The organism is Arthrobacter oryzae (assembly GCF_031454875.1).
GTDB lineage: Bacteria > Actinomycetota > Actinomycetes > Actinomycetales > Micrococcaceae > Arthrobacter > Arthrobacter oryzae_D.
Genome location: NZ_JAVDRQ010000003.1, coordinates 1 through 25986 on the forward strand (window position 1 = coordinate 1; position 25986 = coordinate 25986).

Below are 25986 nucleotides of genomic sequence, written 5' to 3' on the forward strand. Positions count from 1 at the left end.
GAACTGAACCCCGGCACCGGCGTTGAACTGCTGATCCCGGACTTCTCCGGCAAACCCGAACACATCGCCGCGATCTGTGACTCCAAGCCCGAGGTCTTCGCGCACAACGTCGAAACCGTGCCGCGGATCTTCAAGCGGATCCGCCCGGCGTTCCGCTACGACCGGTCCCTGGACGTCATCACCCAGGGCCGGAACCTGGGCATGGTCACCAAGTCCAACCTGATCCTGGGCATGGGCGAGACCCGCGAGGAAATCTCCGAGGCACTGAAGGACCTGCACGCCGCCGGCTGCGACCTGATCACCATCACCCAGTACCTGCGCCCCTCCGAACGGCACCTTCCGGTGGACCGCTGGGTCAAACCGCAGGAATTCGTCGACCTCGCCACCGAGGCCGAGGAAATCGGCTTCCTCGGCGTCATGTCCGGCCCGCTGGTCCGTTCCTCCTACCGCGCCGGCCGCCTCTGGGCCACCGCAATGCGGAAGAAGGGCTGGGAAATCCCCGCCGAACTCGCACACATCGAGTCCTCCGGCAGCACCCGCCAGGAAGCAAGCTCCCTGCTCGCGGCCATTGCCTGAGTTCACCGAACGCGACGCGAAGCCACGCAGATCGGCGTCGGAAGTTCCCTGAAGTTCCTTAGCCGCAGGGGGCCACTGGCCCGAGGAGACCCGAAGAAGTGAGCTAGTCTCCGCCTCTCAGTCCCGCTTGGTCCATGAGTTCTGTCAGCCATGGCCGGTGTTCACGGTGGAACGCCAGCCCTTCAGGCAGCCCCTGTACGGAAGGTTCGGAACCTGAGATGTCGATGGTGATCCGGCCGCCGGCCATGGGTGCGTTGGTGATGTGCAGGTCGCCGTAGGATTCCGGCAGTGCCGGGTCCATCCACATGCCTCCCCGGGACACGTGGGCGTCGTACCGCATCAGGCTCGTCACCAGCATGATGGGTGTGGTGGCCGCCCATGCCTGCGGGGAGCAGGCAGTCGGATACGGCACAGGCTCGGGTACCTGGTCCCGGCTGAAGCCGCAAAACAGTTCCGGGAGGCGGCCGTCGGTGTAATCGGCCGCCTCGAAGAGGGCGGTGGAGATCCGCTGTGCCTCCTTAACGAAGCCGTACCGCATCAGGCCGGCTGCGATGATCGCGTTGTCGTGCGGCCAGACCGATCCGTTGTGGTAGCTGGCGGGATTGTAGGCACCCATGTCGCTGGCGAGGGTTCGCACGCCCCAGCCGCTGAACATCTCGGGAGACATCAGCCGCTCGGCCACCAGCGGTACCTTCTCCTCGTCGACGATGCCGTGCCACAGGCACTGGCCCATGTTGGACGCGCAGGCGTCAACAGGCCGCTTGTTGCGGTCGAGGGCGACGGCAAAATAGCCGCGGTCGGGCAGCCAGAACTCTTCGTTGAATTTCCTCTTCAGCCGCGCCGCCTCTTCGGTGAGCTTGGCCGCCAAAGACGCGTCGCCGGCGTCGTACGCCATCCACGCCCGGGACATGTACGCCGAATAGACCAGTGCCTGGACTTCGCAGAGAGCGATAGGAGGTTCGGCGATGGTCCCGTCGGCGAAGTTGATGCCGTCCCAGGAGTCCTTCCAGCCTTGGTTGATGAGGCCCTGGTCGTTGAGGCGCGCATACTCGACAAAGCCGTCACCGTCCTTGTCGCCGTATTTCCGGATCCAGTCCAGTGCGCGGTCGGCGTGGGGGAGCAGTGCGGCGATGGTATCCCTGGCGAAACCCCAGCGGCTCACCGAACCGAGCGCCATCACGAACTGCGGCGTGGCGTCGACGCTGCCGTAGTAGGCGGACTTGCCGCCCAGCGCCAGGCCGCCGGAGACACCGAGCCGGACCTCGTGCAGGATCTTGCCGGGTTCCTCCTCGCTCATGGGATCCACCACGCTGCCCTGCCGGTCAGCCAGCGTCTGCAAGGTGCCGAGTGCCAGGGACGGGTCCACCGGCAGGGCCATTTCCGAGGCCCACAGTGAGTCCCGGCCGAACAGGGTCATGAACCACGGGGCGCCTGCGGCCACCACGATCCGCTCCGGATGGGCGGGATCCTCGATACGGAGGGCGCCCAGGTCGTCGTAGCTGCGGCGGAGGGTCCGTTCAATGGAACGGTTGCTCATGTGCAGTTTGGGGATCTTCGCCACCCATTCCTGCCGGCGGCGGTCACTGGACGAAACTTCCCCTTCCGCCGGACGAACGAACGAGGCAGCCGGGGTCGCGCCGCCGTCGACGGTGGGCACCACGCTCACTCGGGCGCTCCAGTATCCGCGCGCCGGCACTACGGTCTGAAAGGTGAGGGCATCGGGAGTCACATCCGCGCCGGGGCCGTTGATGATGACGCCCTTCAGGAGGTCCTGCCAGGCCGCGTTGATAATCAGTGAGTCGCCATCGGGCCGGCGGGATTCTTCCCAATGCCGCTGGATACGCGCCTCCTTCACTTCGAAAAGGTCCGCAAAATCCGATTCGACGCTAAGGGAAACAACGCACGCAGTGTTGTTCGAGGAGTAGTTCCGGATGGTGATCTGCTCAAGGATGCCGGCCCCAACTTCCCGCAGGCGCTCCACGATCAGCGGACTGTCCGCATAGCCGTCGGAGCGGGGCACCCGGCCAATGAACAGGGCCCGATACGGTTCACTCGTCGAAGCTGTCAGCGGCTCCAGGGGCTGGCCGTTAACCGCCAGGTTCCAGCGCGACAGGATTCGGGTGTCCTCATGGAAAACGCCATGCGGATGTTCCGGATGGATGTCCCCATTCGCTGAGGAAATGCAGAAGGACGAACCCTCCACCAAAGTAACCGTGCCGGCCCCGACAGGTCCGGCAGCCGTGTCAGCATTCCAACCAGGCATCCCCGCCTCCTTCAATGGCTCAAGACCGGGGCGGCGCCGTGCGACTCCGAGTCCAGCCGTCGATCGCCGCCATACTCCGTTGGATAGACGCTACGCCTGTACTTCCCGTGATCATAGGGTCTGGCCTAGAGGTCCTTCGAGCCCGGTGGCGAAGGTTTTGGCTGTCCAGGTTTGGGACCGCGTCGCCAGATATCAGGCGACGCAGTGATGGGCCGGTTTCGCGGGAAATAGCGCGCAGATGCTGGCCTCGAGTACCGAGGAATCCGCGGTGCGTGACCCCTGGGTCACCCAATGAGGAGCCTCCCGGCAACGGTAGTGTCGAGCACGCTGGAAGACACAGGCCGGACCGGGACGGACCCGATCTTCCGGGGTGCGGCGGACTTCGACCTCGAGCTGATCGAGAGGCGGACGCTCGACGGCCACATCCAAGAGCTCATCTACCGGCCCACCCTGCATTTCTGAGTCCATCCAGGCGAACTGTGGCGCCTGCGCGGACCAGTCCGACCTCCGGCTGTTCAAGCAGAAACCCGCCGCCCCGGTACGGGGGCGGCGGGTTTCTGCCAGGCGAGGATCGACTACTGACCGGCCGAAGGGGTCAGGGTGATGCTCGAGGCTTTGTCGCCGAAGTCATCGGTGACCACGATATTGGTCGGACCGTTTTTGATGTCAAACGCAATCACCCCGCTGTGGACCTGCCCGGCCTGGCTGTCCGCCTCGGTCGGGAGGCCCCCCTCCTCAAGGAAGATACGTTCGCCTTCCTTGCCGTCTGCATCGTATGCCTCGAAGTTTGCAGGGCTGGAACTGCTGGTCCCGGTCAGCGTCTCCCAGGAAACCTCGACCAGGAGGAAGCCCCCATTGTTCGGCTTCATGTAGGACATAGTGGGAATCTCAGAAACGTAGAGGGAGTCAGTGACGGTGACCTTCACCGTGTTGCCCTCGGATACGGTAACCACGAAGGAGTTCGCGTCGGCGCCGGTTCCCGAGGACGGAGCGGGCGCAGCCTCAGTAGCTGCGGGGTCCTCTGCAGCGGCAGACTGTGTTGCCGGGGACTTCTGAAGCTCCTCCATCATGGCTGCGGTGGACGCAATGGTTGCAAGCGTGACCACTGTTCCCACGATCAGGCCGACAAGCCAAACGACGCCGGTGATGATCCATGCTGTCTTCTTGTTCTCCGGATACCCTTCCAGCGGACGGCCGTCCTTGTCCCGGGCATTTCCGGTCAGGGTGATGATCAGGTCCACGATGGACCAGATGCCTAATCCGCCACCGGTCAGCAGCTTGGCGATGCCCGTGCCGATCTTGCCCAGGTAAAAGCGGTCCACACCCAGGCCGCCCAGGAGAAGGGACAGAATCCAGGTGGTCATGAAGGACTTTCCCTGGCCGTTGGCGTAGGGAACATGTCCGTACGGGCCCGGACCGGTGCCCGGCTGGTATCCGCCCGGCTGTCCACCTTGGTACTGCCCTCCGAAGCCGGAGGGCGGGATAGGGGGAACTCCTGCTCCGGTGTCATTCTGGGGCGGATTAGGGTAACTGGGGTAACTCATGGTTCTTGCGTCCCGTTTCTGTTGGCCGATGGCGTTCATAGCACGGGGAATCCATGATCGGCTACCCCCAGTACCGATGATGCTCCGACAATTCTAGACGACGGGTTGCGGCCAGCACGCCAATGCCGGGCCGCTGATGAAACGTGTGAGCGGCAGGCCCTGGGGAGCGGGGGAGGGGGCCACCTCGGCGCGCGCTATAGGCTGATAGCTGTGGGCCGAAGCACTTCCATGCCGCGCTATTGAGCGTCTGTTTTCGTTTTCTTGGCTCTGCCTTTGCCGCGACTGTGGTGGCTCGCTGCTGTGGCAGCAGTCTTGTACTCGACGGCTGGACATTTTCTCGAAGCGAAAGTGCTGCATGGATTCCCTGGTGCTGGTGCTGATGTTGGTGCTGATTGTGTCCGCTGATCCAGCGCCTCTGGCAATCCGAATGACCCAGAAGAAAGCGGACCCGTTGCCATCAGAGCGAGGGGACAGGATCGTGCATCGGAGGCATTCATTTTCGACTTACTGGCACCCCTGCGTATCGAATGTCCGCGTATTCGTTGGTGGCTTCGTCTCTCGCGGGGCTATTCCCAAGTTCAAGACCGGCGGTTACCGTTGGGCCATGACGGGTAGCGGGCGACGTAACGCCTGGTTGCGGATGACAGACATGATGGGTCTGACCGAGCCTGGGAAAAAAGCTCCAAGGCCCAGCCGCCGAGTCCTAGTGTTTTGGACGGTTCTTTGGTCCTTGAATACCGCCCTGTGGCTGCCGCTGGCGGCTGTTGAAATATCTCGAGGAGCCCCTGATTATCTGCATCTCATTCTCGCCGTCATCTCGATCGTGCTTGCAGTTGCCTATTTCGTGATGTGGCTGCAGTCGAAGAAGACCCGGCCGGATTCCAACCTTTCCTAAGCGCATGCCGGCCCTTCTTCATTCAGGGTTTGGTCCGTTGATCAACGTAGCGTGACCAGGCATCCCCAGCGTTGTCAGCGTGGAGGAAAGCAACTTGGTAGCTGTAGCCGAGTGCGTCGGCCACCAGTGGTGGCGGTGTGACGGCGAGGTGCTCGACCAGTGCTGTGTTTCGTGCGCCCAGCAGTTCAATTCCCAAGGCACGGAGTCGGAGCATGATGGTGTTCGGGTGGAGGTGCTGGCCTGCCCGGGTTCCCGGGAAGAGCCACGGGCTTTCGGCGCCTGATGCTGTTCGGAGGTTGGGGCGGTTCCGGAGGTGCTGGCTGAGGAGTTCCGCGAAAGGCTGCGGGACAGGCACTGGATGCGTGCCAAGGGAGATCGTGATCGTGCCGGTGGTGTCGTTGATGTTGACCGCGTCGGTACGGAGCGAGGCCACCCGGACCAGGGGTTGGGCATATAGGAGGAGCAGCGTCCCGGCGACTCTGTAGGGCAGGGACTCGCTGGTGCCTGTGAGCAGTTCCTTTAGCCAGACAAGGCGTTGTTCCTGCGGGATGGCAGGCCGGCTTTTAGCGGCGTAGTGCCCGATTTCGACGCGCATATTCGTGCCGGTCTTTTTCGCAAAGATGAAGAAAGTCCGGATGGCTTTTCTGGTGGTCGGTCCGGTCATGAGCCAGCTGTCCACGTCCTGCTGGGTGCAGGTGGCAGCGGTGCGGCTGTGGGTCTGCCAGAGCCAGTCGAGGAACTTGATGGATTCGGTGATCTCCTGTTTGGCTGCGTGCACCGGGCTTTGGAGCGATTTGTCCGGCGTTGCCATGGCGCGGATGCGTCTCAGGTGGTGCCATTTGGCGAAGTGCTCGACAGGTTTGGCAACTTCGGCCGGCAGGGATCGGAGCTTGTCGTCGATCCAGGCTTCGAAACGGCTCAGATAGGGGTCCTGGTAGGGGAGGAACCCGTGATGCACGAGTAGCGCCCGGAGGTGGTCAGCTGCCCGTCCTGCCGTTTCGCGGTGACTGTCGAGGCCTTCGTGGCTTAGGGGAGTCTCTCCGCTCGAGACGGAGGTCAGGACCTGCGAACATACCGGATGCGCTGGTCAATGGTGTCGAACTTCAGATTGCGAGACAGCTGCTGATTGCGCCAGCCATCGAGCATCTGATCGAAGGTCTGCTGTTCGGGATGGAGCAGCTGGACGGATTCCAGAAGGTGCACCCGTCCGGCTCCATCGACCGCCATTCCGCCTCCCAAACCTGCTCCAAAATCTGAATCAATGATTCATTAAATGCATCATCTCAGCAAATCCGCAGGTCAGAGGCGTTTCTTCTATCATTGGCGCGCTGACCCGGCCGGTCCAGTCATGGCTGGGAAAATCGATTGGAGTCGAATAGAACCCCTGCACGCCGGGGCCTCGAACGCCTGGCGCGGAACTCTGCGGGAGAGTGCCTGAATGATTCATCTGACGAGATACGCAGAGTACTACTTTACATAATGTAGATTATCGGCGTTTTGGGTTACCGCAATCGGAAGTGGCTAAACAGCTGCGTTCTAGCTCCGCCGTCGGCACTGTCCATGACGGCACGGCCAGTGCCGACGACACGTGTCCCGGTCAGCTCCCGACGTAGGCTGCGAGGTGTTCGCCGGTCAGCGTCGAGCGTCCGGCGACGAGTTCGGCGGGCGTGCCTTCGAAGACGACCCGTCCGCCGTCGTGGCCGGCGCCTGGGCCGAGGTCGATGAGCCAGTCCGCGTGTGCCATGACTGCCTGGTGGTGTTCGATCACGATGACCGATTTTCCGGACTCCACGAGGCGGTCCAGAAGGCCCAGCAGGTTCTGGACGTCGGCAAGGTGGAGGCCGGTGGTGGGTTCGTCGAGAACGTAGACGTCGCCCTTTTCGGCCATCTGGGTGGCGAGCTTCACCCGTTGCCGCTCGCCGCCGGACAGCGTGGTAAGCGGCTGGCCTAGGGTGAGGTAGCCCAGCCCGACGTCCACGAGCCGGTCGAGGACCGTGTGGGCCGCCGGTGTGCGCGCCTCCCCTGCGCCGAAAAAGGCCTCGGCCTCGGTCATCGACATGGCCAGTACCTCGGCGATGTTGCGCCCGCCCAGCCTGTATTCAAGGACTGACGCCTGGAAGCGCTTGCCCTCGCAGTCCTCGCAGGTGGACTCGACGGTGGCCATAACACCCAGTTCGGTGAAGATGACGCCCGCGCCGTTGCAGGTGGGGCAGGCGCCTTCTGAGTTGGAGCTGAACAGTGCGGGCTTGACCCCGTTGGCCTTTGCGAACGCCTTGCGGATCGGCTCGAGCAGGCCTGTGTACGTTGCCGGGTTGCTGCGCCGAGACCCTTTGATGGCACCCTGGTCGATCACCACAACGCCGTCGCGGCCGGCAACCGAGCCGTGGATCAGTGAGCTCTTGCCTGATCCCGCGACACCGGTGACCACACAAAGTACGCCCAGCGGAACATCGACGTCGACACCCTTGAGGTTGTGCGTCGAGGCGCCGCGTACTTCAAGCGTGCCGGACGGCGTCCGCACCGATTCCTTGACCGCGGCCCGATCGTCGAGGTGGCGGCCCGTAATGGTGTCGCTCCCCCGCAGTCCGTCCACGCTTCCCTCGAAGCAGACCCTGCCGCCTTCGGTGCCGGCCCCGGGGCCGAGGTCGACGACGTGGTCGGCGATGGCGATGGTCTCCGGCTTGTGCTCGACCACGAGCACGGTGTTGCCCTTGTCACGCAGCTGCCGCAGCAGCTGGTTCATCCGCTCGATGTCATGCGGGTGCAGGCCGATGGTCGGCTCGTCGAAGACGTAGGTGACATCCGTCAGTGACGAACCGAGGTGCCGGATCATCTTGGTGCGCTGGGCCTCTCCCCCGGACAGTGTGCCCGCCGGTCGGTCCAGCGACAGGTAGCCCAGGCCGATTTCGGCGAAGGAGTCGAGCAGGTGCTGCAGGCCCTTCAGGAGCGGCGCGACCGACGGCTCCCGGAGCTCGCGGATCCACGCGGCCAGGTCGCTGATCTGCATCTCGCACAGGTCGGCGATGTTCTTGCCCTGGATTTTCGAGGACCGGGCCTCCGGGCTGAGCCGTGTGCCGTCACACTCGGGGCAGGCCTGGAACGTGATGGCGCGCTCAACGAAGCGCCGCACATGTGGCTGCATCGCCTCGACGTCCTTGGAGAGCATCGATTTGTGGATCTTGGGGATGATGCCCTCGAACGTGAGGTTGACGCCCTCGACCTTGATCTTGGTGGGCTCGGCGTACAGCATCGTCTCAAGCTGCTTCTTCGTGAACGTGGCAATCGGCTTGTCCATCGGCAGGCCCATCCCCTCGAACAATCGGCCGTACCAGCCGTCCATGCTGTAGCCGGGGACCGTCAGGGCACCGTCTCCGAGCGACTTGCTGTCGTCGTAGAGCGCAGTGAGGTCGAAGTCGGAAACCGAGCCCATGCCTTCGCAGCGCGGACACATGCCGCCCAGGTAGACGGCACCCTGCACCACACTCTTCTCGACCCGGCCGCCTGCCTTCTCAGTGCTCATCACCCCGCTCGCCTTCCGCGTCGGGACGTTGAAGGAGAACGCCGTCGGCGGCCCGACGTGCGGGGTGCCCAACCGGCTGAAGAGGATACGAAGCATCGCGTTTGCGTCAGTAGCGGTGCCGACGGTGGAGCGGGGGTTGGCGCCCATCCGCTCCTGGTCCACGATGATCGCCGTCGTGAGGCCTTCCAGCAGGTCCACGTCCGGCCGGGCCAGGTTCGGCATAAAGCCCTGCACAAAGGCGCTGTAAGTTTCGTTGATCATCCGCTGCGACTCAGCGGCGATGGTGCTGAACACCAGCGAGCTCTTGCCGGAGCCGGAGACGCCGGTGAACACCGTCAGCCGGCGCTTCGGGATCTCCAGGCTGACGTCCTTGAGGTTGTTCTCGCGGGCGCCCTGCACGCGGATCAGGTCGTGGCTGTCGGCGACGTGCTCCGCGCGCAACTGCGCGTCCGTCTGGGTGGCCATGCTCATCGTGTCTCCATCCGTTATTCGGGGGCGCCTTCGAAGCATGCGTCGGCGTCGCCTGCCTCAATCTAACCAGCATTGTCTTAACAGCAAAGCTCGCTGAGAATGAACCATGACGGTCTACATGAGGTCCCTGGAAACTGCTGTCCCGCCCACCGTACTCATTCAGTCTGAAGCACGCGATGTGTTTGCCGCCCAACCGGGCCTTACCAGGCTGGGTTCCCGGCTGGTTAAGACCTGCTTTGATTCCGCCGCCATAGACACCCGATACACAGCTGTCACGGAACTCACCAAGGACAGCCGTGCAGAGGATCCGCAGTTCTTTGACCCGGACACCGGACTGGTACTCAGTCCCAGTACCAAGGTCCGGAACGACATCTTCGGCCGCGAAGCAACCAAGCTTTTCGTGGAATCCGCCAGGGCCGCGCTGGATGCCTGCCCCGGAATCGATGCGCCTGACATCACCCATCTCGTGACCGTCTCCTGCACGGGGTTCTTCAATCCCGGGCCGGACTACAAAATCGTCCGCGCCCTCGGCCTGAACCCGGCCGTGCAGCGCTACCACCTTGGCTTTATGGGCTGTTATGCGGCGTTTCCGGCGCTGCGTGCCGCCAAGTCCTTCTGCGAAGCGGATCCCGACGCCGTTGTCCTGGTGGTCTGCGCGGAACTCTGCTCGCTGCACGTCCGCACGTCGAACGATCCCGACACGATCATGGGCTCGGCATTGTTTGCCGACGGCGCGGCAGCGGCAGTTATTTCCGCCCGCGACATCCCGGACGGAAGCCCACTGTTGCAGCTGGACCACTTCGAAACCGTGCTGACGCCCGTCGGCGAGGAATCCATGGCGTGGAACATCGGCGACGAAGGCTTCGAGATGGTGCTGGGAAACTACGTCCCGCACATCATTGACGACCACATCATCGGGGCCCTTGACCCCCTGCTGTCCCGCGACGAATCCCTGCGCGGACTCCCCTACCGGGAGATCACCCACTGGGCCATCCACCCGGGCGGCCGCAGCATCCTGGACAAGGTGCAGTCCCGGCTCGAGCTCACGGACGAGCAACTGGTGCCCGCACGCGAAACCCTGCGTAAGTTCGGCAACATGAGCAGCGCCACGGTGCTCTTCGTCCTCAAGCACATTGCCGAACTTCCGTCGCAGGACGGTGATGAACGCATCTGTTCGATGGCATTCGGGCCCGGCCTCACAGTGGAAACAGCGATGTTCACCAAGGTGCGCGCACGTCTGGCGGGAGGTTCGCCTGGAGAAGTTTCCCGGAAGGCGTCCGGCACACGGGACGCCACGGCACAGACTGAGCCGTCACTGATTTGATGGCCAGCCGGGGACTGCTGCGCCAGCGTGACGCCCACGCTGTGGAGGAAATGGACCGTCCCGGCTGCGATCCGGCACGTCTGGACCGCACTTACGCGCAGTTTTCCGTCGTTAACAGGGCCTTGGCCGGCTGGCGCGGAATCTACCGGACGCACCTCCGGCCCGTCCTGTCAGCAACCACGGCGACAACCCTGCTGGACATCGGGTGCGGCGGCGGGGACGTGCCGGTCCTGCTGGCCGCGTGGGCGGCACGCGACCGGCGGAAGCTCGAGATCACAGCCATTGACCCGGACCGGCGCGCCTTCGACTTCGCCCGGCGCCGCAGACACGTCGACGGGGTGACGTTCCGGCAGGCCTCCACGGCGGAACTGGTCGCGGAAGGGCAACGCTACGACGTCGTCGTGTCCAATCACGTCCTGCACCACCTGGGCACTGCTGAACTTCCGCAGTTCCTGACTGAATCGGCGCTGCTGTCCGGCGGAATGGTCATCCACAACGACATCCGCCGCAGTCCTGCTGCCTACGCGCTGTTCTATGCGGTTTCGTGGCCGTTCCCCGGTTCCTTCATCAGGGAGGACGGGCTGACCTCGATCCGCCGGAGCTACACCGCTGCGGAGCTCCGGGCCGCCGCTCCCCCGGGCTGGTCGGTACTGACCCGCCCGCCCTTCCGCAACCTGCTGACCCTCAACCGGAACACGCGCGGTGATTGACGTCGTCGTGGTGGGCGGCGGCCCGGTAGGGCTGTACCTGGCGGCCCTTCTGCTCCAGCACGGTGTGTCGGTCCGCGTCCTGGAGCGGCGCGACGCTCCCAACACCCACTCGCGTGCCATCGGCATCCATCCGCCGTCGCTGGAAGCACTCGACCGCATTGGCGTTGCCTCCGGCCTGGTGGCGAAGGGCGTGCAGATCCGCCGCGGAGTAGCCATCGGAGGCGGCGTGGAAGTGGCCGGGATGTCCTTCCACACCGTCTCCCGCTGCTACCCGTTTGTTCTGTCGATACCGCAGGCGCGCACGGAAGCCGCCCTGGAGCGGCGGGTCAGGGAGCTGGACGGCGGGTCGCTTATGCGGGGGGCCACCGTGACGGGACTGCACGACGACGGCGCGAAGGTTGCAGTGGACGTCCTCACCTCAGACGGGGAATCCCGGATTCATGCCGCCTTTGTGATGGCCGCGGACGGTGTCCGCTCCACGGTCCGGCAGCAGCTGGCCATTCCCCTGCGGCGCAAGGACTACCCCGACAGTTATGTGATGGGCGATTTCGCGGACGGCACCGCGTTCGGCCCGGATGCGGCGCTGTTCCTGGAACCCGCCGGAATCGTGGAGTCCTTTCCGCTGCCCGGAGGTGTGCGGCGTTGGGTTGCGAGGACGCACCGAACCGGGGCGGACACGGCAACTGCCCGTTCCCTGGCCGGGATCGTGTGGGAACGGACCGGGGTGGCCGTCGACGCCGGCACCAACTCGATGCTGAGCAGCTTCGGCGTCCGGACGCGCCTGGCGACGCGGATGATCCACGGACGGATAGTGCTCGTCGGTGATGCCGCGCATGAAATCAGCCCCATCGGCGGCCAGGGAATGAACCTGGGCTGGCTGGACGCTGCGGGGCTGGCACCGCTCCTCCTCAGCCTGCTGGCGCACGCGGACGTGGAACGGGAACTGCAGCGCTTTGAACGTCAACGGTTGCGGGCGGCTGCGGCGGCTGTGCGGCAGTCCGAAATCAACATGCTGCTTGGCAGGCCGCTGCCCCGAGCCCTGTGGCTCGCCCGCAATCGCCTGATCGGTTACGCAGCAGGCGTGCCGGGCATCAGTGAACGCGTCGCCGCCCGCTTCACCATGCATTCGTGAAGCTCGCCGGCGCCAACGCGGCCGCCCCTGTCTGTTCCCGGCCTGGCTATTCCCTGCCTGCCTATACCGCGGCCGCGTCGCCGGTGAAGTAGCAGTCGTAGCTGTCCTGGCTGCTGATCCGGCCGTCCCGTACCTCGAAGACCGAGGTGGTCCGGGCCCGGATGGTTTCGCCGGCATCCCAGTAGCGGAGGTCCATCAGCAGTGTGGCGGACCAGTCCATTTCAAGCACCACGCGGTTTCCCTCGCAGGTGCTCCGCCGGACGTCAAAGCGCTGGCCGGACACCACGTGGCGGCTCTGGTCGGCGCCGGCCATGACCTGGTCCCGGCCGCGGGTGGAACCTTCGGGCGCAAGCAGGTGGGGCGCTTCGACGAGAGTGAAGTCGTCCGCGAGGAACGTGCCCACCTCCCCGGCACCGCCCCCGGCCTCGAGGGCTCGGATAAATCCCAGGGCACAGGTAAGGGGCGTCTGTTCAGTCATGCACCGAGGGTAGCCCATTGCCCGGCGACGCCGCGGCGCCATGCCCTTAGACTGCTGGCATGAGCCGCGTTCTGCAGGCGGGCCGACGGCGGTATCCGGCTGCCGTCGTCGTACTGGCTGCCCTGCTGGGCGCTCCCGCCGTGCACGGCTGCAGTGCGGGCACGCCGACCCCCGCGCAGCAGTCTTCCGGGAATTCGGCAGAGGCGCCCCCGGCATCCACGGCGCCTGCGCGGGTGCCGCTGAGTGTCGCAGTCAACCAGTTCAGGGACAACTACGGCACGCAGGTCATCGAGATCCAGCTCAGCAACACCTCGTCCGTGCCCGTGACGGTCGTTGCTGCCAAGCTGTCGAGCACGCTGTTCCCCGCAGGAGTCGCCTGGCAGGCGGGGCCGGAGGGAACGGAGGTGCCGCCGGGCCAAACCAAGAGCCTGCCGGCCCGGCTCCCCGGCCCCGCCTGTCTCAGTCGTGCCGAGGACGCCGCGGCCCGCACGTCACCCGCTGAGGTGACAGTCTCCGTCCGGCAGGGAGCCGCCGGCAGCACGGCGCAGCTGGCGGCTGCGGACCCCTTCAGGGTCCTCGCACGGAACCATGCGGAGCTGTGCCTTTCCCGGGACGCCGCGCGCGTGGCTGCATTCGGCCTGGCGCCGGACCTGGAGGTCGCCCCGGACGCCCGCACCGCCGTCGTGGTCCTGACGGTCACGCCGAAGACTTCCGCCACGGGAGCGATCCGTGACCTGACGGTCGAACGCATCGACGGAACCACCCTTCTGGCCGCAGCCCCTGACAGCCCCTGGCCTACTGGCGTTACGGTCACCGCCGGCACGGGCCCCACAGAGTTCCGCCTCCGGATCCGTCCAGCCCGCTGCGACCCCCACGCCGTCGCGGAGGACAAGGTGGGAACGCTGCTGCCCGTGGTGGTGAACGTCGGCGGCCGGGAAGGCATCCTCAAAGTTGCCGCCGGTCCCGCACTCAAAGGGCAGATCCACGACTTCGTCACCGCGGCCTGCGCAGCGCACTAGGCTTTCCCCATGCTCCATGTTTCAAACCCCACGCCATTCAGCGCCGCCCGGATCCGCGAGACAGTGCAGGAGATCCTCGCCGCCGGCGTTCTTCCGCCCATCGTCCAGGCCGGCCATCCCGTGCTCCGGCAGCAGGCGGCCGCATTCGACGGCCAGCTGGACAGTACTGAGCTCGCGGCGCTGATCGCCCTGATGCGTGAGGTGATGCATGACGCCCCCGGCGTCGGCCTGGCGGCGCCGCAACTGGGCATCCCGCTGCAGCTCGCGGTCCTCGAGGATCAGTACGACGTCGACGCCGAGATTTCCGCCGTCCGCGGCCGGTCACCGCTGGAGTTCTTTGCGGTCATCAATCCGGCGTACCGGCCCGTGGGCAACGGCAGCGCGGCGTTTTACGAGGGCTGCCTCTCCCTCCACGGCCTGCAGGCCGTGGTGGCGCGCCACGAGTCGGTGCGCCTCGACTTCACCGACCCGTCGGGAACTGCCCGGCAGCAGGAGTTCTCCGGCTGGCAGGCGCGGATCGTGCAGCACGAGACTGACCACCTGCACGGAATCCTGTACATCGACCGGGCGGAACTGCGCTCGCTGAGCAACAACGCCGAATACGGTGCCCGCTGGGCACACCCTGGCATCGACCTGGCCCGGCAGGAACTGGGGTTCCTGCCGGGCGGACCGGCGATCTAGTTAATCGGCGCCCCGCCGGGATCCCCGGGGTTGGCCTTGGTGGGCAGGTAGCGGGCCCACCACCGCAGGATCTCCTCAAAGCGCTGCTTCCGGTGGTGCGGTGTGCCGGACCGGGAAAGCTCATGGTTTTCCCCGGGGAACACGAGGAACGCCGCGTCCACGCCCTGCTGCTTCAGCGCCGTGAAGTAGCGCTGACCCTGTTCCACCGGGCAGCGGAGGTCCTCTTCGCTGTGGATGACCAGCGAGGGTGTGCGCACGTTCCGGACCGTGGCCATGGGGCTTTGGGCCGCCATCTGCTCCGCTGAGCTGCCGGTGTACTCGCCGCCGAAGAACCATCCGATGTCCGAGGAACCGATGAAGCTGACCGGATCCAGGAACCCCCGCTCCACGATGGCCGCCTTGAACCGGTGGTCCTGGCTGATGGTCCACGCCGTGAGGTAGCCGCCGTAGGAGCCTCCCATGATCCCGAGGGCACCGCCGTCGAGCTCCTGGAACTTTGCCAGGGCGCCGTCGAGGAAGGACAGCACATCCTGCATGTCCACGGTGCCCATCTTCTCCTTGATGGAGCGCCCGTGGGCCTGTCCATAACCGGAGGATCCCCGGGGGTTGCACATGAGGACCGCGTAGCCGGCGTCGGCGTAGACCTGGGCCTCGTCGAACAGGGCCGCGGTGTACTGCGAGAACGGTCCACCGTGGATGTTCAGCAGGACGGGGTGCGGGCCCTTCCCGGGCGGCAGCACCAGCCAGCCGTGGACGGGGTAGCCGTCCGCCGAATCGAACGTCAGCTCCTGCGGCTCGATGATCTCGGCCTGAAGCCGGAGTTCCGCCGAGAAATCCGTCAGCAGCCTCAGCTGGCCGTCCTCCAGCGCGGCGAGGTCTCCGGCGGTGGCTGCATCGGCGAAACTGACGAACATCGAGCCGCCCGCCGAGGCGGCACCGGTGACAACCCGGTCGCCGTGAACCAGCAGGGAGTGGTTTCCGGTAGCTCCGAATTCCAGCAGCTCCACGGTGCCCTGGGCGTTGTTGAGGAGCAGCACGGAATCGGGGCCGCGCAGCTCGAGGCCGGCCGCAGTGCCGGAAACGTCCATGGTCTCCACGTCGCTCAGGACAGTGGCGTCACCACCGTCCGCAGGCATGACGTAGAGGGCGGTGTTCCGTGCCACGAAGTCCTGTCCTGATTCGCCCAGCTCCTGGGCCGTAAAGAACAGCCACTTCCCGTTCCTGGACTGCCGGGCCGCCGCGACAGTCTGGCGGCCGGCGTTGGCGGCCTTGACGGGTTCCGGCTCTCCGCCGGACACGGCCACGCGGTACACGCCGCTCGCAAGGTCCAGGTCGCTGCCTTCATGAAGGGAGGCGACGAAGTACACGAATTCTCCGTCAGTGCTGAACGATTCACCGCTGTGGTCCGTCGCTGCGAACGTGAGCTGCCTCGCCGACGGAAGCAGGGCGTCGGCCACCAGCGCGTCGGCGTCGTCTTCTGCCGCCGCACTCCTGGCGTCTGCCTTGAGAGCACTGAGCTTGAGTGCATTCAGCGCGCGGCCCGCAGGCGCCACACGGGGCTCGTCGTCCAGTTCGGGGACGTCCACGATATAGAGCTGGAGGGCCTTGTCGGCCGTGTAGCCGACACCGTTCATCCGGTACTTGTAGTCAGTGATGAGCCTCGCATCCTCGGCCCCGGCTGACACGCCATCCAGCGTGCCGTACCGGCCGTCGTCCGGCGTCCGGGCGCCGAAGACGATGCTGTGCGAATCGGGAGACCAGGCAAAGGACGAGACACCGAGTTTGGCGTTGGTCAGCACCTGCGGTTCGCCGCCCGCCGCCTCCACAACATGAAGCTGGGGTTTCCCGTCAGCCGTTGCGCGGAGGAACGCCAGCACCAGCCCGTCCGGCGAAAACGCCGGGGCCGTGTCGCGGAATCCGCGGGTCAGCCGGCGGGGCAGCTTCTCCGGGTCCAGGGGTACGGTCCACAACTGGCCCACGTACGTGTCGGCGTCGAAGTCAGGACGGATGACCGAGACCACCGCCCGGCTGCCGTCCGGGTGGACGGCGGGGGCGGAAACGGACTTCAGCAGCGGCAGGTGTTCTGGTTTCACGTTTGTGAGCCTAACGGCTCGGGGATGGCCTGTGAAATAACTCACGGCTCCCGAGGGTCGTGGGGAACCCGGGCGGGAGGGAGGCGGCGGCCATGCCGGCCCTAGGATTGGACCATGCTTCCCGACGCCGTCCGCTCGCTGCTGTGCCCCGTCTGCCGGAACGGCCTGATGCCGGACGGGGACCACCGGCTGGCCTGCCCCAACGGTCACAGCTTTGACGCCGCCAGGCAGGGCTACTTCAATTTCCTGGTAGGCAAGGGAACCGTTTTCGAAGCCGATACAGCCGCCATGGTCGCTGCCCGGTTCGATTTCCTGTCGCGGGGCCACTACCAGCCCCTTGCCGACGTGCTCGCCGAGTTGGCAGCTCCCGCGCTCCAACGGCCGGACGCCGCTGTCCTTGACGCCGGAACGGGAACGGGACACTACCTGAATCGACTGCTGGCAACGGTTCCCGCGTCCGCCATCGGGCTGGACATATCCAAGTTCGCGCTGCGCCGCGCTGCCCGGATGAATCCCGACGCGGTCAACCTCGTCTGCGACGTCTGGCAGCCGCTTCCCGTCACGGACGCCGCCGTCGACGTCGTGACGGTGGTCTTCGCGCCAAGGAATGCCGCCGAGTTCGCCAGGGTGCTCCGCCCCGGAGGACGGCTGATCGTGGTGACCCCGCGGTCAGGGCACCTTGGGGAGGTCGCCGGGAAGACAGGCATGCTCGGCCTCGAGCCTGCCAAAGAGGAACGGCTGGCCGCTTCCCTCGATGCGCACTTCGAGTTCCGCTCCGCCCGGGAACTCGACGTGGAGCTTGGTCTTGCGCCGGTGGACGTAGGCAACCTTGCCCTGATGGGGCCGGCCGGACACCACCTGGACCCGTCGGCGCTGGATGCCATCATTGCCGGGCTGCCTCCGGTCACGAAGGTCTCGGCGAGGTTCCGGATCAGTGTATTTGAACCACGGAACCCGCCGTCCGCATAACGACTTGGCTACTTTCGGACCGTGCCTGAAAGCTCCCTCCTGCGTCCCGCAGCTTCGGTCTAGGATGGAAGGACAGTAACTGAGGGTCTGCTGCCGCAGCTCCGGGGACGAAGGGGGAGCGCGTGTTTGATTGGCTTGGCGAAAACTGGTGGGCCTTGTGGCTCACTGTATTCCTGGCGTTTGCCGTGGTGGAGATGCTGACGCTGGATCTCTTTTTCATCATGCTCGGGGGTGGAGCGCTGGCCGGGTTGCTGGCTGATTTCGCCGGCGCCGATTTCTGGCTGCAGATCGTGGTCTTCTGCGTGGTATCCCTGTTGATGGTCGTCTTCGTCCGGCCTGTTGCGCTGAAGCACCTCAAGAAAGGTCCAGCGGACCAGCGGACCAACATCGACCGCCTGATCGGCGAATCCGCGCTTGTCATGGAGACCGTCAGCACCTCATCCGGCCTGGTCAAAATCGGCGGTGACGTCTGGAGCGCCCGTTCGGAGCAGGGAGTGCTGAACGCGGGCCAGCGCGTGGTGGTGTCGGCCATCGAAGGTGCAACTGCCGTTGTGGCCCCACAGCCCGAAACGGCAGTCCAGTAAGTCCGGAAACCGTCATTTTCCCGGCTGCCGCCACCGGTGCCGGGCCCGCGGCGGACACCGCCGCAAGATAGCAAGACCATAACTGGGGAATAGGTGATGTATGGATATCGCAGTCGCAATAGTGCTGCTGGTTCTCGTTGCGTTCGTAATAATCGTGCTGGTGCGTTCGGTGCGGATCGTGCCGCAGGCCCGTGCCGGCGTCGTGGAACGGCTCGGGAAGTACCAGCGGACGCTGCTGCCCGGCCTCACCATCCTGATCCCGTTCGTTGACAGGCTCCTGCCGCTCCTGGACCTCCGCGAACAGGTGGTCTCGTTCCCGCCGCAGCCGGTTATCACCGAGGACAACCTCGTCGTCTCGATCGACACAGTGGTCTATTTCCAGGTCACCGATGCGAGGGCAGCAACCTACGAGATTGCCAACTACATCCAGGCAGTCGAACAGCTCACCACCACCACGCTCCGCAACGTCGTCGGCGGGCTGAACCTTGAAGAGGCGCTGACCTCGCGCGACCAGATCAATGGCCAGCTCCGCGGTGTACTGGACGAAGCAACCGGCCGCTGGGGCATCCGTGTCTCCCGGGTGGAGCTGAAGGCCATCGATCCGCCCCACTCCATCCAGGACTCGATGGAGAAGCAGATGCGCGCGGAGCGGGACCGCCGCGCGGCCATCCTCACCGCCGAGGGCACCAAGCAGTCGGCCATCCTGACCGCGGAAGGCCAGCGTCAGTCCTCGATCCTCAAAGCCGAAGGCGACGCCAAGGCAGCCATTCTCCGTGCTGACGGCGAAGCCCAGGCAATCCAGAAGGTGTTCGACGCAATCCACAAGGGGAACCCGGACCAGAAGCTCCTGGCTTACCAGTACCTGCAGACACTCCCGAAGCTGGCTGAGGGTTCCTCCAACAAGCTCTGGATCATCCCGAGCGAGGTCGGCGAGGCCCTGAAAGGCATCGGCAACGCCCTGGGCGGAACCAACCCTGATCCTCGCACAGCTGGCCTGTTCGACGGTGACAAGGACTCCAAGCCGGCGGAAGCCCACCCGAACGACTCAAGGCAGCCGCTCTAGGACTGCGTCGCAAACAACACGCAGGGGAGGTATCCGCTACGCGGGTATCTCCCCTGTTTTGTCGGCATTGGCCCCGGCTTTACGTGCCGGGAATATAGCCCGTATAATAGGATATTTGTCCGGCTGGTTCAGACCGGTTGGAACATAAAGGCTTGGCAGAGCGTTGCATCTATTGATGCAGTGCAGTGCAAACAGTAGTCCGTGGCGTGAGCTGCCCCGGCTAGCGCGGAGCCTGACTCCGCGAACCGACCAAAGGGAGAAATCATGAGCGATCGCAGCCTCCGGGGCATGCGTCTTGGCGCACAGAGCATGGAGACCGAATCCGGCGTTGAGCCGGCTCCACGCCAGCGGGTTGAGTACCGTTGCGAGGACGGCGAGCAGGTCTTCGTTACCTTCTCCTCCGAAGCCGAGATTCCCCCTGTTTGGGTTTCGAAGACCGGCAAGGAAGCCTTGCTGGTTGACGGCGAACGCCCCATCAACAGCAACGAGAAAGCAGTGCGCACGCACTGGGACATGCTCCTGGAACGCCGCTCACTGCCGGAGCTTGAGCAGATCCTCGAAGACCGTCTGACCATCCTGCGCGAGCGGCGCGGCGAACGGCGTTCGGCTTAGACCGGAGACGCCGGCGGCATATGTGACCGTCTGACGGCCACATGCCGGTCTGACAGCACAAAGGGCCGGGCCCGTACCTCGAAAAGAGGTTACGGACCCGGCCCTTTTGCTATGTCCGGCTGCCTTCACTGTCGGCAGGGAGGGTACGCGGGCGCCGGTCCAAGAGATATGACTGTGCTGGACCGGCACAGTCATATCGTCTAGGACGCGCATATCGTCTAGGACGCGGCTGAGGCCCGGCCCGTGAGCTTCTTCCAGCGGGCAGCGAGTCCCCACTTGGTCACATTGATCATGGCTTCCACGACGATGTTGCCGCTCATTTTGGAGGCTCCCAGTTCGCGCTCCACGAATGTGATGGGGCGTTCCACAATCTTCAGGCCCATTTTCGCCACCCGCCAGGCGAGGTCCACCTGGAACCCGTAGCCCACGGAGTCCACCTGGTCGAGGTTGATCTTCTCGAGGGTGGTACGACGGAAGGCGCGGTAGCCGCCCGTGACATCCTTGATCCTGACGCCGAGCATGATTCGGGCGTAGGTGCTGCCGATTCGTGAGATGGCCTGCCTGTATAGCGGCCAGTTGACCACGCTCCCGCCGGGAACCCAGCGGGACCCCATGGCGAGGTCTGCGCCTTCCTCCACGGCGTCCAGGAGCTGCTGCAGCTGCTCGGGCTTGTGTGAACCGTCGGCATCCATTTCCACCAGAACGTCGTACCCGGCTTCCAGGCCCCATTTGAAACCGGCGATGTAGGCGGCTCCCAGTCCGGCCTTGCCTTCACGGTGCAGCACATGGACCTGGCTGTCCTGCGCGGCGATCCCGTCCACCAGCTGTCCGGTGCCGTCCGGGCTGTTGTCGTCCACCACCAGCACATCGGAAGCCGGGACGGCTGCGCGCAGGCGCGCGAGTGTCTTGGGCAACGATTCGAGCTCGTTGTAGGTGGGGATGATGGTGAGGACACGCACAGCGAGGCCCTTTCCTTGATGGGAGCGGTCAGCGCGCCAGGAAGCTGAGCAGAAGTGTCGGCTTTAAGGCGCAAGTCACCATTATAGGGAGTTTGGGCCTGCCGGGCGTGTCACGGGGCAAGCCGCGGGCAGGTCCACGCGCCTCGGGCCAGTTTCAGTCGGCTGCGATGTGCACCGGCGGAACTGTTTTCTGCTGCGAAGTGGACCTGCCCCTGGGACTGCCACGGCCCGGCCCGCCAGCAGGGCCGGGCTAAGCATCCCGCTGGAGGGGTGACGTGACCAGACGGAGTCCTTGTTAAAGTGGATTCCGCCCGTTGCCACTCAATGCTACGGACAGCCCCAACAGTGTCAACCCGCGCTTGACGTGCGGTTTTAGCCATAGCCGCAGGTCAGGAGCATACGGCGCGCCGGTGGCTTTTCCGGTCTATGACCGGAGTGAACCGTTTGTGAACAACTCCCGGCCATCGAGGACGGTCTGCAGGCACACAGGATCGCTTCCGGTGTCCATCGCCGGCAGCAGGGGTGTCCGCGCTCTGGGATCCGTACTCCAGGACTGCACGCGTCCGTCCGCAACCTGCACCATGAGTTCCTCCACCTCCCAGACCGCAAAGCTGGCAGGCGCCCCCGGCACCAGCTGGCCTGCCATCGGGTTGCTGTACTTGGCTGCCCGCCAGCCGGCCCTTGTGTGCCCCAGGAACGCGGCACGCGCCGAGATCCGCTGATCCGGGTTGCTGTGTTCGAGGCAGGCACGCACGCTGGCCCAGGGGCTCAGCGGTGTCACGGGGCTGTCGCTGCCAAAGCAGATGGGGACACCCGCGGCGTAAAAGGACGCGAAAGGGTTCATCGCCCGCTCCCGGTGCCCCAGCCGCTCCTGGTAGAGACGTCCGGGCCCGCCCCAGGCTGCGTCGAATCCAGGCTGGACACTGACCGTTACGGAGTACTTGGCCAGCCGTCCGATTGCGTCGGCATCGGCCATTTCAACGTGTTCGAACCGGTGGCCTGCTGCCCTGACCCGCTGCTCCCCCACTTCCGCGGCTGCCCGGTCCAGCGCGTCCAGCGCGGCATCGAGTCCGGCGTCGCCGATGACGTGGAACCCGGCCTGGATGCCCAGCAGCGAGCACGCCGCCAAGTGGGCAGCTGCCTCGTCAACGGACAGGTAGAGGCTGCCCCGGTCCCCCTGGGCGTCGCTGTAATCGTCCCTCAGGGCAGCAGTACGGGAGCCTACGGAGCCGTCGATGTTCAGGTCGCCGGCAAGGCCGCGCACGCTGACTCCCAGGCCATCGAGGATGCTCCGTGCATCTTCAGCAGACCCGGCGAGCTGGCCCCAGTACGGAAGGACCTCAGGCACGGGCCTCCCTGGAGCGTCCTGGCTGTTCCAGCCTGCTGCGATCCGCAGGTCGGCGGTGCTGCCGATATGCGGTGCCGCCATTTCCGCCACGGCCACGTACCCGTTGGCGGCGGCTTCAGCCAGGGCGCGGCCCTGGTAGGTCCGCAGCACGCTGTCCGGGAGCTGCCTCGCGGCAAGCCGTGCTGATGTGTGCGCGTGGCGTTTGACCTGGCTCCCGGCGGAGAATCCGTCCAAGCCCTGAAGGGCGGCTGCTTCAGCCAGGGAGGAGGAGACCAAAGCGGAGTGGGCGTCCACCCGTGAAAGGAGTACCCGCCGGCCGCCCGCCGCACGTTCCAGTTCGTCACGGCTGGGCAGGGCCTGGTCATCCCAGCTGCTCTCATCCCAGCCATGCCCCAGGACGGTGGCGTCGGGGGCCGACCCGGCAGAGGAGGAGGCAACGGCGTCCAGGATTCCTGCCGCCGAACGGACGCCGCCGAGCTGCAGCGAGTCCAACGCAATGCCCGTTTCGGTCAGGTGGACATGCGAATCAACAAAGCCGGGCGCCAGCAGGGCACCGTGCAGGTCGATGACGTCCATGGAGGCATCAGCGATGGACGTAGCCGCCTGCTCCGAACCCACCCAGGCCACGGTGTCCCCGTCCACCAGCATGGCGGTGGCAAAGGGGTCGGCAGCGGTATAGACCGAACCGTTGCGGTACAGCGTCACTTTGCGTTCTCCGGCCGGTAGGTCCGCCCGTGCGTCAGTCATGTTGTGGGGTGCTCCTAAGCAGCCTTGAAGGATATGGATGTCATGCTGTGTTGTGTTCTGCCATGCTGCGTTGTGCCGGTACAACCGGCGTACGGTCACACCACTGTGGAGTACGCAACCACGCCGCGGCGTACCAGGATGATGGCCTCCGAGCACAGCCGCGAAAGCCGGGGATCCAGGCCGGGGATCTTGGCCAGCTGGTCCAGGAGGTCGATGACCTGTTTGACCCATCGGACAAAGTCGCCGGCTGCCAGGTCCGTCCCGCTGAGGACTTCCTGGAGGTGCCGGCCCTTGGCCCACTTGAAAATCGGCCAGACCAAGCCGAGTTCCGGCTCCCCGGTCAGCGGCAGCTTGTTCTCTTCCTCGGCGTCCTCCAGGACTGACCACTCCCGGACGACAATGTCGACGGCCGTCTCAAGCGAGACACTGGGCATCCTGGGCCGCAGCCCGCGTTCCTCCCGCTTGGCCTGGTACACCAGCACGCTCGCGAGTGCGGCGACTTCCGTGGCGTCCAGGTCGCTGAACGCGCCCTGCCGCAGGGACTGGGAAATGAGGAGGTCCTTTTCGCCGTAAATCCTGCGCAGCTTCTGACCATCAGCGTTGATGGTCACTTTTCCCGACTCTGAGGTTTCCAGGTAGCCGTAGCTGGAGAGGAGATCGCAGACCCGGTCGAAAGTCTTGGCGATCGTGTTGGTTCGTCCTTGGATTTCGCGGACCAGTCCATCCGTTTCCCGGCGCAGTTTCCACCAGCGCTCGGACCAGCGAGCGTGATCCTCACGTTCACTGCAGCCGTGGCAGGGATGCGACCGCAGCGCCAGCCGGAGTTCGGTGATCTTCTTTTCCAAGTCAGGCAAGGCCGCGGACCGTCCGAAATCCGTGTTCCGGTTGCTGGCCGGCGACGGGGGACGGTTGTCCCGGATCGCGTTCCGGACCGAGGACGCCAGGTCCTTGCGCGACTTGGGCACCTTCGCATTGAATGACTTGGGTATCCGGACCCGGGTGATCGGGGTGATGGGCCCTTCGAGGTCCTGGAGGCCAATCCTTCGCAGCTGGTTGTCGAGCGTCAGCACGGCAGGCCGCGGCTCGCGGGAATTATGGTCGGAGCCAAGCACGACGGCGAAGCCGGGCGCCCTGCCCGTGGGCACGTCCACTACGTCCCCGGGCAGCAGCCGGCTCAAAGAGTCCTCGGTGATGGACTTCCGGGCCCGCGATGTGCTTCGCGAGGCGGCGTTTTCCGCGTCCGAGAGTTCCCGCCGCAGCCGTGAGTATTCGGTGAAGTCGCCCAGGTGGCACGTCATCGATTTCTGGAAGCCGGCCAGGGACTCCTCCCTGCTCCGGACCTGCCGGGCAATGCCCACCACGGAGCGGTCGGCCTGGAACTGGGCGAAGGAGGATTCGAGGATTTCCCGGGCGCGGGGCCTGCCGAACTGCGCCAGCAGGTTGATGCTCATGTTGTACGTGGGACGGAAACTCGAGTTCAACGGGTAGGTCCGGCGCGAGGCCAGGCCTGCAACGGCTGTCGGGTCGGTCCCGGGCTGCCACAGCACTACTGCGTGGCCCTCCACGTCGATGCCGCGGCGGCCGGCGCGGCCCGTGAGCTGCGTGTATTCTCCGGCGGTGATGCCGACGTGAGCTTCACCGTTGAACTTGTCCAGCTTTTCGAGCACCACCGAACGGGCCGGCATGTTGACGCCCAGTGCCAGGGTCTCGGTGGCGAACACCGCTTTGACCAGGCCCTCGACAAAGAGTTTTTCCACGACTTCCTTGAACGTGGGAAGCATCCCGGCGTGGTGGGCGGCCAGGCCGCGCAGGAGGCCGTCCCGCCAGCTCCAGAAGCCGAGTACGTCAAGATCATCCGACGGGATGTCCTGGGCGGCTTCGTCGACGCGGCGGGCGATAACCTGCTGTTCCCGCTCGGTGGTCAGCCACAATCCTGCCGAGACGCACTGTGCCACTGCTGCGTCACAGCCGGCGCGGGAGAAGATGAATGTAATGGAAGGCAGTAGGTCCTGCCTGTCCAGGCTGGCGATGACCTGCGGGCGGCTGGCTTTGCGGACGGGGCTCTGCTGGCCTCCCTGGGAGCCTCGGCTGTCCCCGCCCCGCTGGCCCTGTTGGCGGCGCTGGCTGCGGCCGCCATGGCCGAAGCGTGCCCGTGAATTCATTTGGCTTTCGGTTCGCGCCATCGCCAGGAGGTCGGGGTTTACCTCGAAACCGCGTTCCAGGGCAACGTTGGCGGTTTCCGCCGTCGCGGCGGGATTTGATTCCCCTGCCGGGGCGATTTCATCGAAGGTCGTTTCGCCGGCGAAGAGGTCGACGATTTCGCGTCCCACCATGACGTGCTGCCAGAGCGGTACCGGACGGTGCTCGGAAACGATGACGTCGGTGTGGCCCCGGACCGTGTCCAGCCACGCGCCGAACTCCTCGGCGTTGGAAACCGTAGCGCTCAGCGACGCCACCTGGACTTCGCTGGGCAGGTGGATGATCACCTCTTCCCAGACCGCGCCGCGGAAACGGTCGGCGAGGTAGTGGACTTCATCCATGACCACGAAGCCAAGGTCGTCCAGGGTGTCCGAGTCCGCGTAGAGCATGTTCCGCAGGACTTCGGTTGTCATCACTACCACCGGGGCATCGCCATTAATGCTGGTGTCTCCCGTGAGGAGCCCGACGTTTTCGGGGCCGTACTTGTCTGCCAGCTCCGAGTACTTCTGGTTGCTCAGTGCCTTGATCGGGGTGGTGTAGAAGGCTTTGAGGCCGCGCTGAAGGGCCAGGTAAATGGCGAACTCCCCCACGATGGTCTTGCCGGCTCCGGTGGGTGCCGCGACCAGGACTCCCCTTCCCTGCTGCAGGGAAAGGCAGGCCCGGCGCTGGAAATCGTCAAGTTCGAAATCCAGCGTCCGGACGAATGCGCCAAGGTACGTGTTTGCTTCTGCGGTCCGTTCGGCACTGGCCCGATAGAGTTCGGACGGCGACTGTGGCCCGGTTGTGGAGGACATACTTC

22 protein-coding genes are annotated in these 25986 nt (G+C 65.3%); 12 read left to right on the top strand and 10 right to left on the bottom strand.

All coding sequences use genetic code 11. The annotated features are described in order from the left end of the window. Nucleotides 1-576 (top strand): lipoyl synthase (locus tag J2805_RS05815; RefSeq protein ID WP_309970625.1); only part of this gene is annotated, 576 nt, incomplete at its 5' end. Nucleotides 577-679: 103 nt separating this feature from the next. Here the strand turns inward: J2805_RS05815 and J2805_RS05820 are convergent. Further along, complete coding sequence (locus J2805_RS05820) at nt 680-2839, bottom strand: amylo-alpha-1,6-glucosidase (protein ID WP_309970628.1); 2160 nt, start codon at nt 2837-2839, stop codon at nt 680-682. Between the two features lie 291 nt (nt 2840-3130). Here J2805_RS05820 and J2805_RS05825 point away from each other — a divergent pair, with 291 nt between their 5' ends. Continuing rightward, a complete protein-coding gene (locus tag J2805_RS05825; protein WP_309970631.1) occupies nt 3131-3301 on the top strand; it encodes a hypothetical protein in 171 nt (56 codons plus the stop codon). Between the two features lie 113 nt (nt 3302-3414). Here the strand turns inward: J2805_RS05825 and J2805_RS05830 are convergent, their stop codons facing one another. After that, a complete protein-coding gene (locus J2805_RS05830) occupies nt 3415-4422 on the bottom strand; it encodes a TM2 domain-containing protein (RefSeq protein ID WP_309970634.1) in 1008 nt (335 codons plus the stop codon). 316 nt (nt 4423-4738) lie between these two features. Here J2805_RS05830 and J2805_RS05835 point away from each other — a divergent pair, with 316 nt between their 5' ends. Further along, nucleotides 4739-5278, top strand: coding sequence for a hypothetical protein (locus J2805_RS05835; protein WP_309970638.1), 540 nt, complete (start codon nt 4739-4741; stop codon nt 5276-5278). 22 nt (nt 5279-5300) lie between these two features. Here the strand turns inward: J2805_RS05835 and J2805_RS05840 are convergent, their stop codons facing one another. From J2805_RS05840 to J2805_RS05850, 3 genes are all read right to left on the bottom strand, one after another. Next, complete coding sequence (locus tag J2805_RS05840) at nt 5301-6236, bottom strand: recombinase XerD (RefSeq protein ID WP_309970641.1); 936 nt, start codon at nt 6234-6236, stop codon at nt 5301-5303. A 98-nt stretch (nt 6237-6334) separates the two neighbouring features. Continuing rightward, nucleotides 6335-6505 carry a hypothetical protein gene (locus J2805_RS05845; protein WP_309970644.1) on the bottom strand — a complete coding sequence of 57 codons (171 nt, stop codon included), beginning with the start codon at nt 6503-6505 and terminating at the stop codon, nt 6335-6337. A gap of 370 nt (nt 6506-6875) precedes the next feature. Continuing rightward, nucleotides 6876-9269, bottom strand: a complete 2394-nt coding sequence (locus J2805_RS05850) for an excinuclease ABC subunit UvrA (protein ID WP_309970646.1) — start codon at nt 9267-9269, stop codon at nt 6876-6878. A gap of 106 nt (nt 9270-9375) precedes the next feature. Between J2805_RS05850 and J2805_RS05855 the strand changes: the two genes are divergently transcribed. Genes J2805_RS05855 through J2805_RS05865 form a run of 3 tightly spaced genes read left to right on the top strand, consistent with a single transcriptional unit; the run spans nt 9376 to nt 12435 of the window. Further along, complete coding sequence (locus tag J2805_RS05855) at nt 9376-10593, top strand: type III polyketide synthase (RefSeq protein WP_309970649.1); 1218 nt, start codon at nt 9376-9378, stop codon at nt 10591-10593. Further along, nucleotides 10593-11303 carry a class I SAM-dependent methyltransferase gene (locus J2805_RS05860; protein ID WP_309970652.1) on the top strand — a complete coding sequence of 237 codons (711 nt, stop codon included), beginning with the start codon at nt 10593-10595 and terminating at the stop codon, nt 11301-11303. Before J2805_RS05855 ends, J2805_RS05860 begins: the two co-directional genes overlap by 1 nt. Further along, nucleotides 11296-12435, top strand: coding sequence for an FAD-dependent oxidoreductase (locus J2805_RS05865; RefSeq protein WP_309970656.1), 1140 nt, complete (start codon nt 11296-11298; stop codon nt 12433-12435). The genes J2805_RS05860 and J2805_RS05865 overlap by 8 nt, the downstream gene beginning before the upstream one ends. Before the next feature lie 61 nt (nt 12436-12496). On the opposite strand, the gene J2805_RS05870 is transcribed toward J2805_RS05865, so the two are convergent. Then, nucleotides 12497-12913: a nuclear transport factor 2 family protein gene (locus J2805_RS05870; protein WP_309970659.1), complete on the bottom strand. Its 417-nt coding sequence runs from the start codon at nt 12911-12913 to the stop codon at nt 12497-12499. Between the two features lie 59 nt (nt 12914-12972). On the opposite strand from J2805_RS05870, the gene J2805_RS05875 reads away from it, so the two are divergent. After that, complete coding sequence (locus tag J2805_RS05875) at nt 12973-13932, top strand: hypothetical protein (protein ID WP_309970662.1); 960 nt, start codon at nt 12973-12975, stop codon at nt 13930-13932. Nucleotides 13933-13941: 9 nt separating this feature from the next. Next, nucleotides 13942-14613: a peptide deformylase gene (locus J2805_RS05880; RefSeq protein WP_309970665.1), complete on the top strand. Its 672-nt coding sequence runs from the start codon at nt 13942-13944 to the stop codon at nt 14611-14613. On the opposite strand, the gene J2805_RS05885 is transcribed toward J2805_RS05880, so the two are convergent. Next, nucleotides 14610-16706 (bottom strand): S9 family peptidase, encoded by a 2097-nt coding sequence (locus J2805_RS05885; protein ID WP_309970668.1) that lies wholly within the window; start codon nt 16704-16706, stop codon nt 14610-14612. The two genes, J2805_RS05880 and J2805_RS05885, sit on opposite strands and share 4 nt — an antisense overlap. A 114-nt stretch (nt 16707-16820) precedes the next feature. Here J2805_RS05885 and J2805_RS05890 point away from each other — a divergent pair, with 114 nt between their 5' ends. The 4 genes from J2805_RS05890 (at nt 16821) to J2805_RS05905 (ending at nt 19934) form a co-directional block, all read left to right on the top strand. Beyond that, nucleotides 16821-17675: a methyltransferase domain-containing protein gene (locus J2805_RS05890; protein WP_309970671.1), complete on the top strand. Its 855-nt coding sequence runs from the start codon at nt 16821-16823 to the stop codon at nt 17673-17675. A 122-nt stretch (nt 17676-17797) separates the two neighbouring features. Continuing rightward, nucleotides 17798-18259 (top strand): NfeD family protein, encoded by a 462-nt coding sequence (locus J2805_RS05895; protein ID WP_309970675.1) that lies wholly within the window; start codon nt 17798-17800, stop codon nt 18257-18259. A 100-nt stretch (nt 18260-18359) separates the two neighbouring features. Further along, nucleotides 18360-19322, top strand: a complete 963-nt coding sequence (locus tag J2805_RS05900; protein WP_309970677.1) for an SPFH domain-containing protein — start codon at nt 18360-18362, stop codon at nt 19320-19322. Between the two features lie 264 nt (nt 19323-19586). Next, entirely contained in the window at nt 19587-19934 is a 348-nt protein-coding gene (locus tag J2805_RS05905) for an RNA polymerase-binding protein RbpA (RefSeq protein ID WP_011692034.1), read from the top strand. Between the two features lie 218 nt (nt 19935-20152). Here the strand turns inward: J2805_RS05905 and J2805_RS05910 are convergent, their stop codons facing one another. The 3 genes from J2805_RS05910 to J2805_RS05920 all read right to left on the bottom strand — a co-directional run bounded on the left by J2805_RS05910 (nt 20153) and on the right by J2805_RS05920 (nt 25981). Further along, on the bottom strand, nt 20153-20893 hold the full coding sequence (locus J2805_RS05910) for a polyprenol monophosphomannose synthase (RefSeq protein WP_309970681.1): 741 nt from the start codon (nt 20891-20893) through the stop codon (nt 20153-20155). A 424-nt stretch (nt 20894-21317) separates the two neighbouring features. Continuing rightward, nucleotides 21318-22988 (bottom strand): amidohydrolase, encoded by a 1671-nt coding sequence (locus J2805_RS05915; protein ID WP_309970684.1) that lies wholly within the window; start codon nt 22986-22988, stop codon nt 21318-21320. A 95-nt stretch (nt 22989-23083) separates the two neighbouring features. Beyond that, nucleotides 23084-25981, bottom strand: a complete 2898-nt coding sequence (locus J2805_RS05920) for a DEAD/DEAH box helicase (protein WP_309970687.1) — start codon at nt 25979-25981, stop codon at nt 23084-23086. Nucleotides 25982-25986: the final 5 nt, after the last annotated feature.

Bases quoted from the DNA above. Each gene is read 5' to 3' on its own strand.
- J2805_RS05845 (WP_309970644.1), bottom strand. From the start codon at position 6,505: ATGGCGGTCGATGGAGCCGGACGGGTGCACCTTCTGGAATCCGTCCAG.
- J2805_RS05835 (WP_309970638.1), top strand. From the start codon at position 4,739: ATGGATTCCCTGGTGCTGGTGCTGATGTTGGTGCTGATTGTGTCCGCT.
- J2805_RS05890 (WP_309970671.1), top strand. From the start codon at position 16,821: ATGCTTCCCGACGCCGTCCGCTCGCTGCTGTGCCCCGTCTGCCGGAAC.
- J2805_RS05900 (WP_309970677.1), top strand. From the start codon at position 18,360: ATGGATATCGCAGTCGCAATAGTGCTGCTGGTTCTCGTTGCGTTCGTA.
- J2805_RS05875 (WP_309970662.1), top strand. From the start codon at position 12,973: ATGAGCCGCGTTCTGCAGGCGGGCCGACGGCGGTATCCGGCTGCCGTC.
- J2805_RS05880 (WP_309970665.1), top strand. From the start codon at position 13,942: ATGCTCCATGTTTCAAACCCCACGCCATTCAGCGCCGCCCGGATCCGC.
- J2805_RS05825 (WP_309970631.1), top strand. From the start codon at position 3,131: ATGAGGAGCCTCCCGGCAACGGTAGTGTCGAGCACGCTGGAAGACACA.
- J2805_RS05855 (WP_309970649.1), top strand. From the start codon at position 9,376: ATGACGGTCTACATGAGGTCCCTGGAAACTGCTGTCCCGCCCACCGTA.
- J2805_RS05905 (WP_011692034.1), top strand. From the start codon at position 19,587: ATGAGCGATCGCAGCCTCCGGGGCATGCGTCTTGGCGCACAGAGCATG.
- J2805_RS05830 (WP_309970634.1), bottom strand. From the start codon at position 4,422: ATGAACGCCATCGGCCAACAGAAACGGGACGCAAGAACCATGAGTTAC.
- J2805_RS05870 (WP_309970659.1), bottom strand. From the start codon at position 12,913: ATGACTGAACAGACGCCCCTTACCTGTGCCCTGGGATTTATCCGAGCC.
- J2805_RS05820 (WP_309970628.1), bottom strand. From the start codon at position 2,839: ATGCCTGGTTGGAATGCTGACACGGCTGCCGGACCTGTCGGGGCCGGC.
- J2805_RS05915 (WP_309970684.1), bottom strand. From the start codon at position 22,988: ATGACTGACGCACGGGCGGACCTACCGGCCGGAGAACGCAAAGTGACG.
- J2805_RS05920 (WP_309970687.1), bottom strand. From the start codon at position 25,981: ATGTCCTCCACAACCGGGCCACAGTCGCCGTCCGAACTCTATCGGGCC.
- J2805_RS05860 (WP_309970652.1), top strand. From the start codon at position 10,593: ATGGCCAGCCGGGGACTGCTGCGCCAGCGTGACGCCCACGCTGTGGAG.
- J2805_RS05850 (WP_309970646.1), bottom strand. From the start codon at position 9,269: ATGAGCATGGCCACCCAGACGGACGCGCAGTTGCGCGCGGAGCACGTC.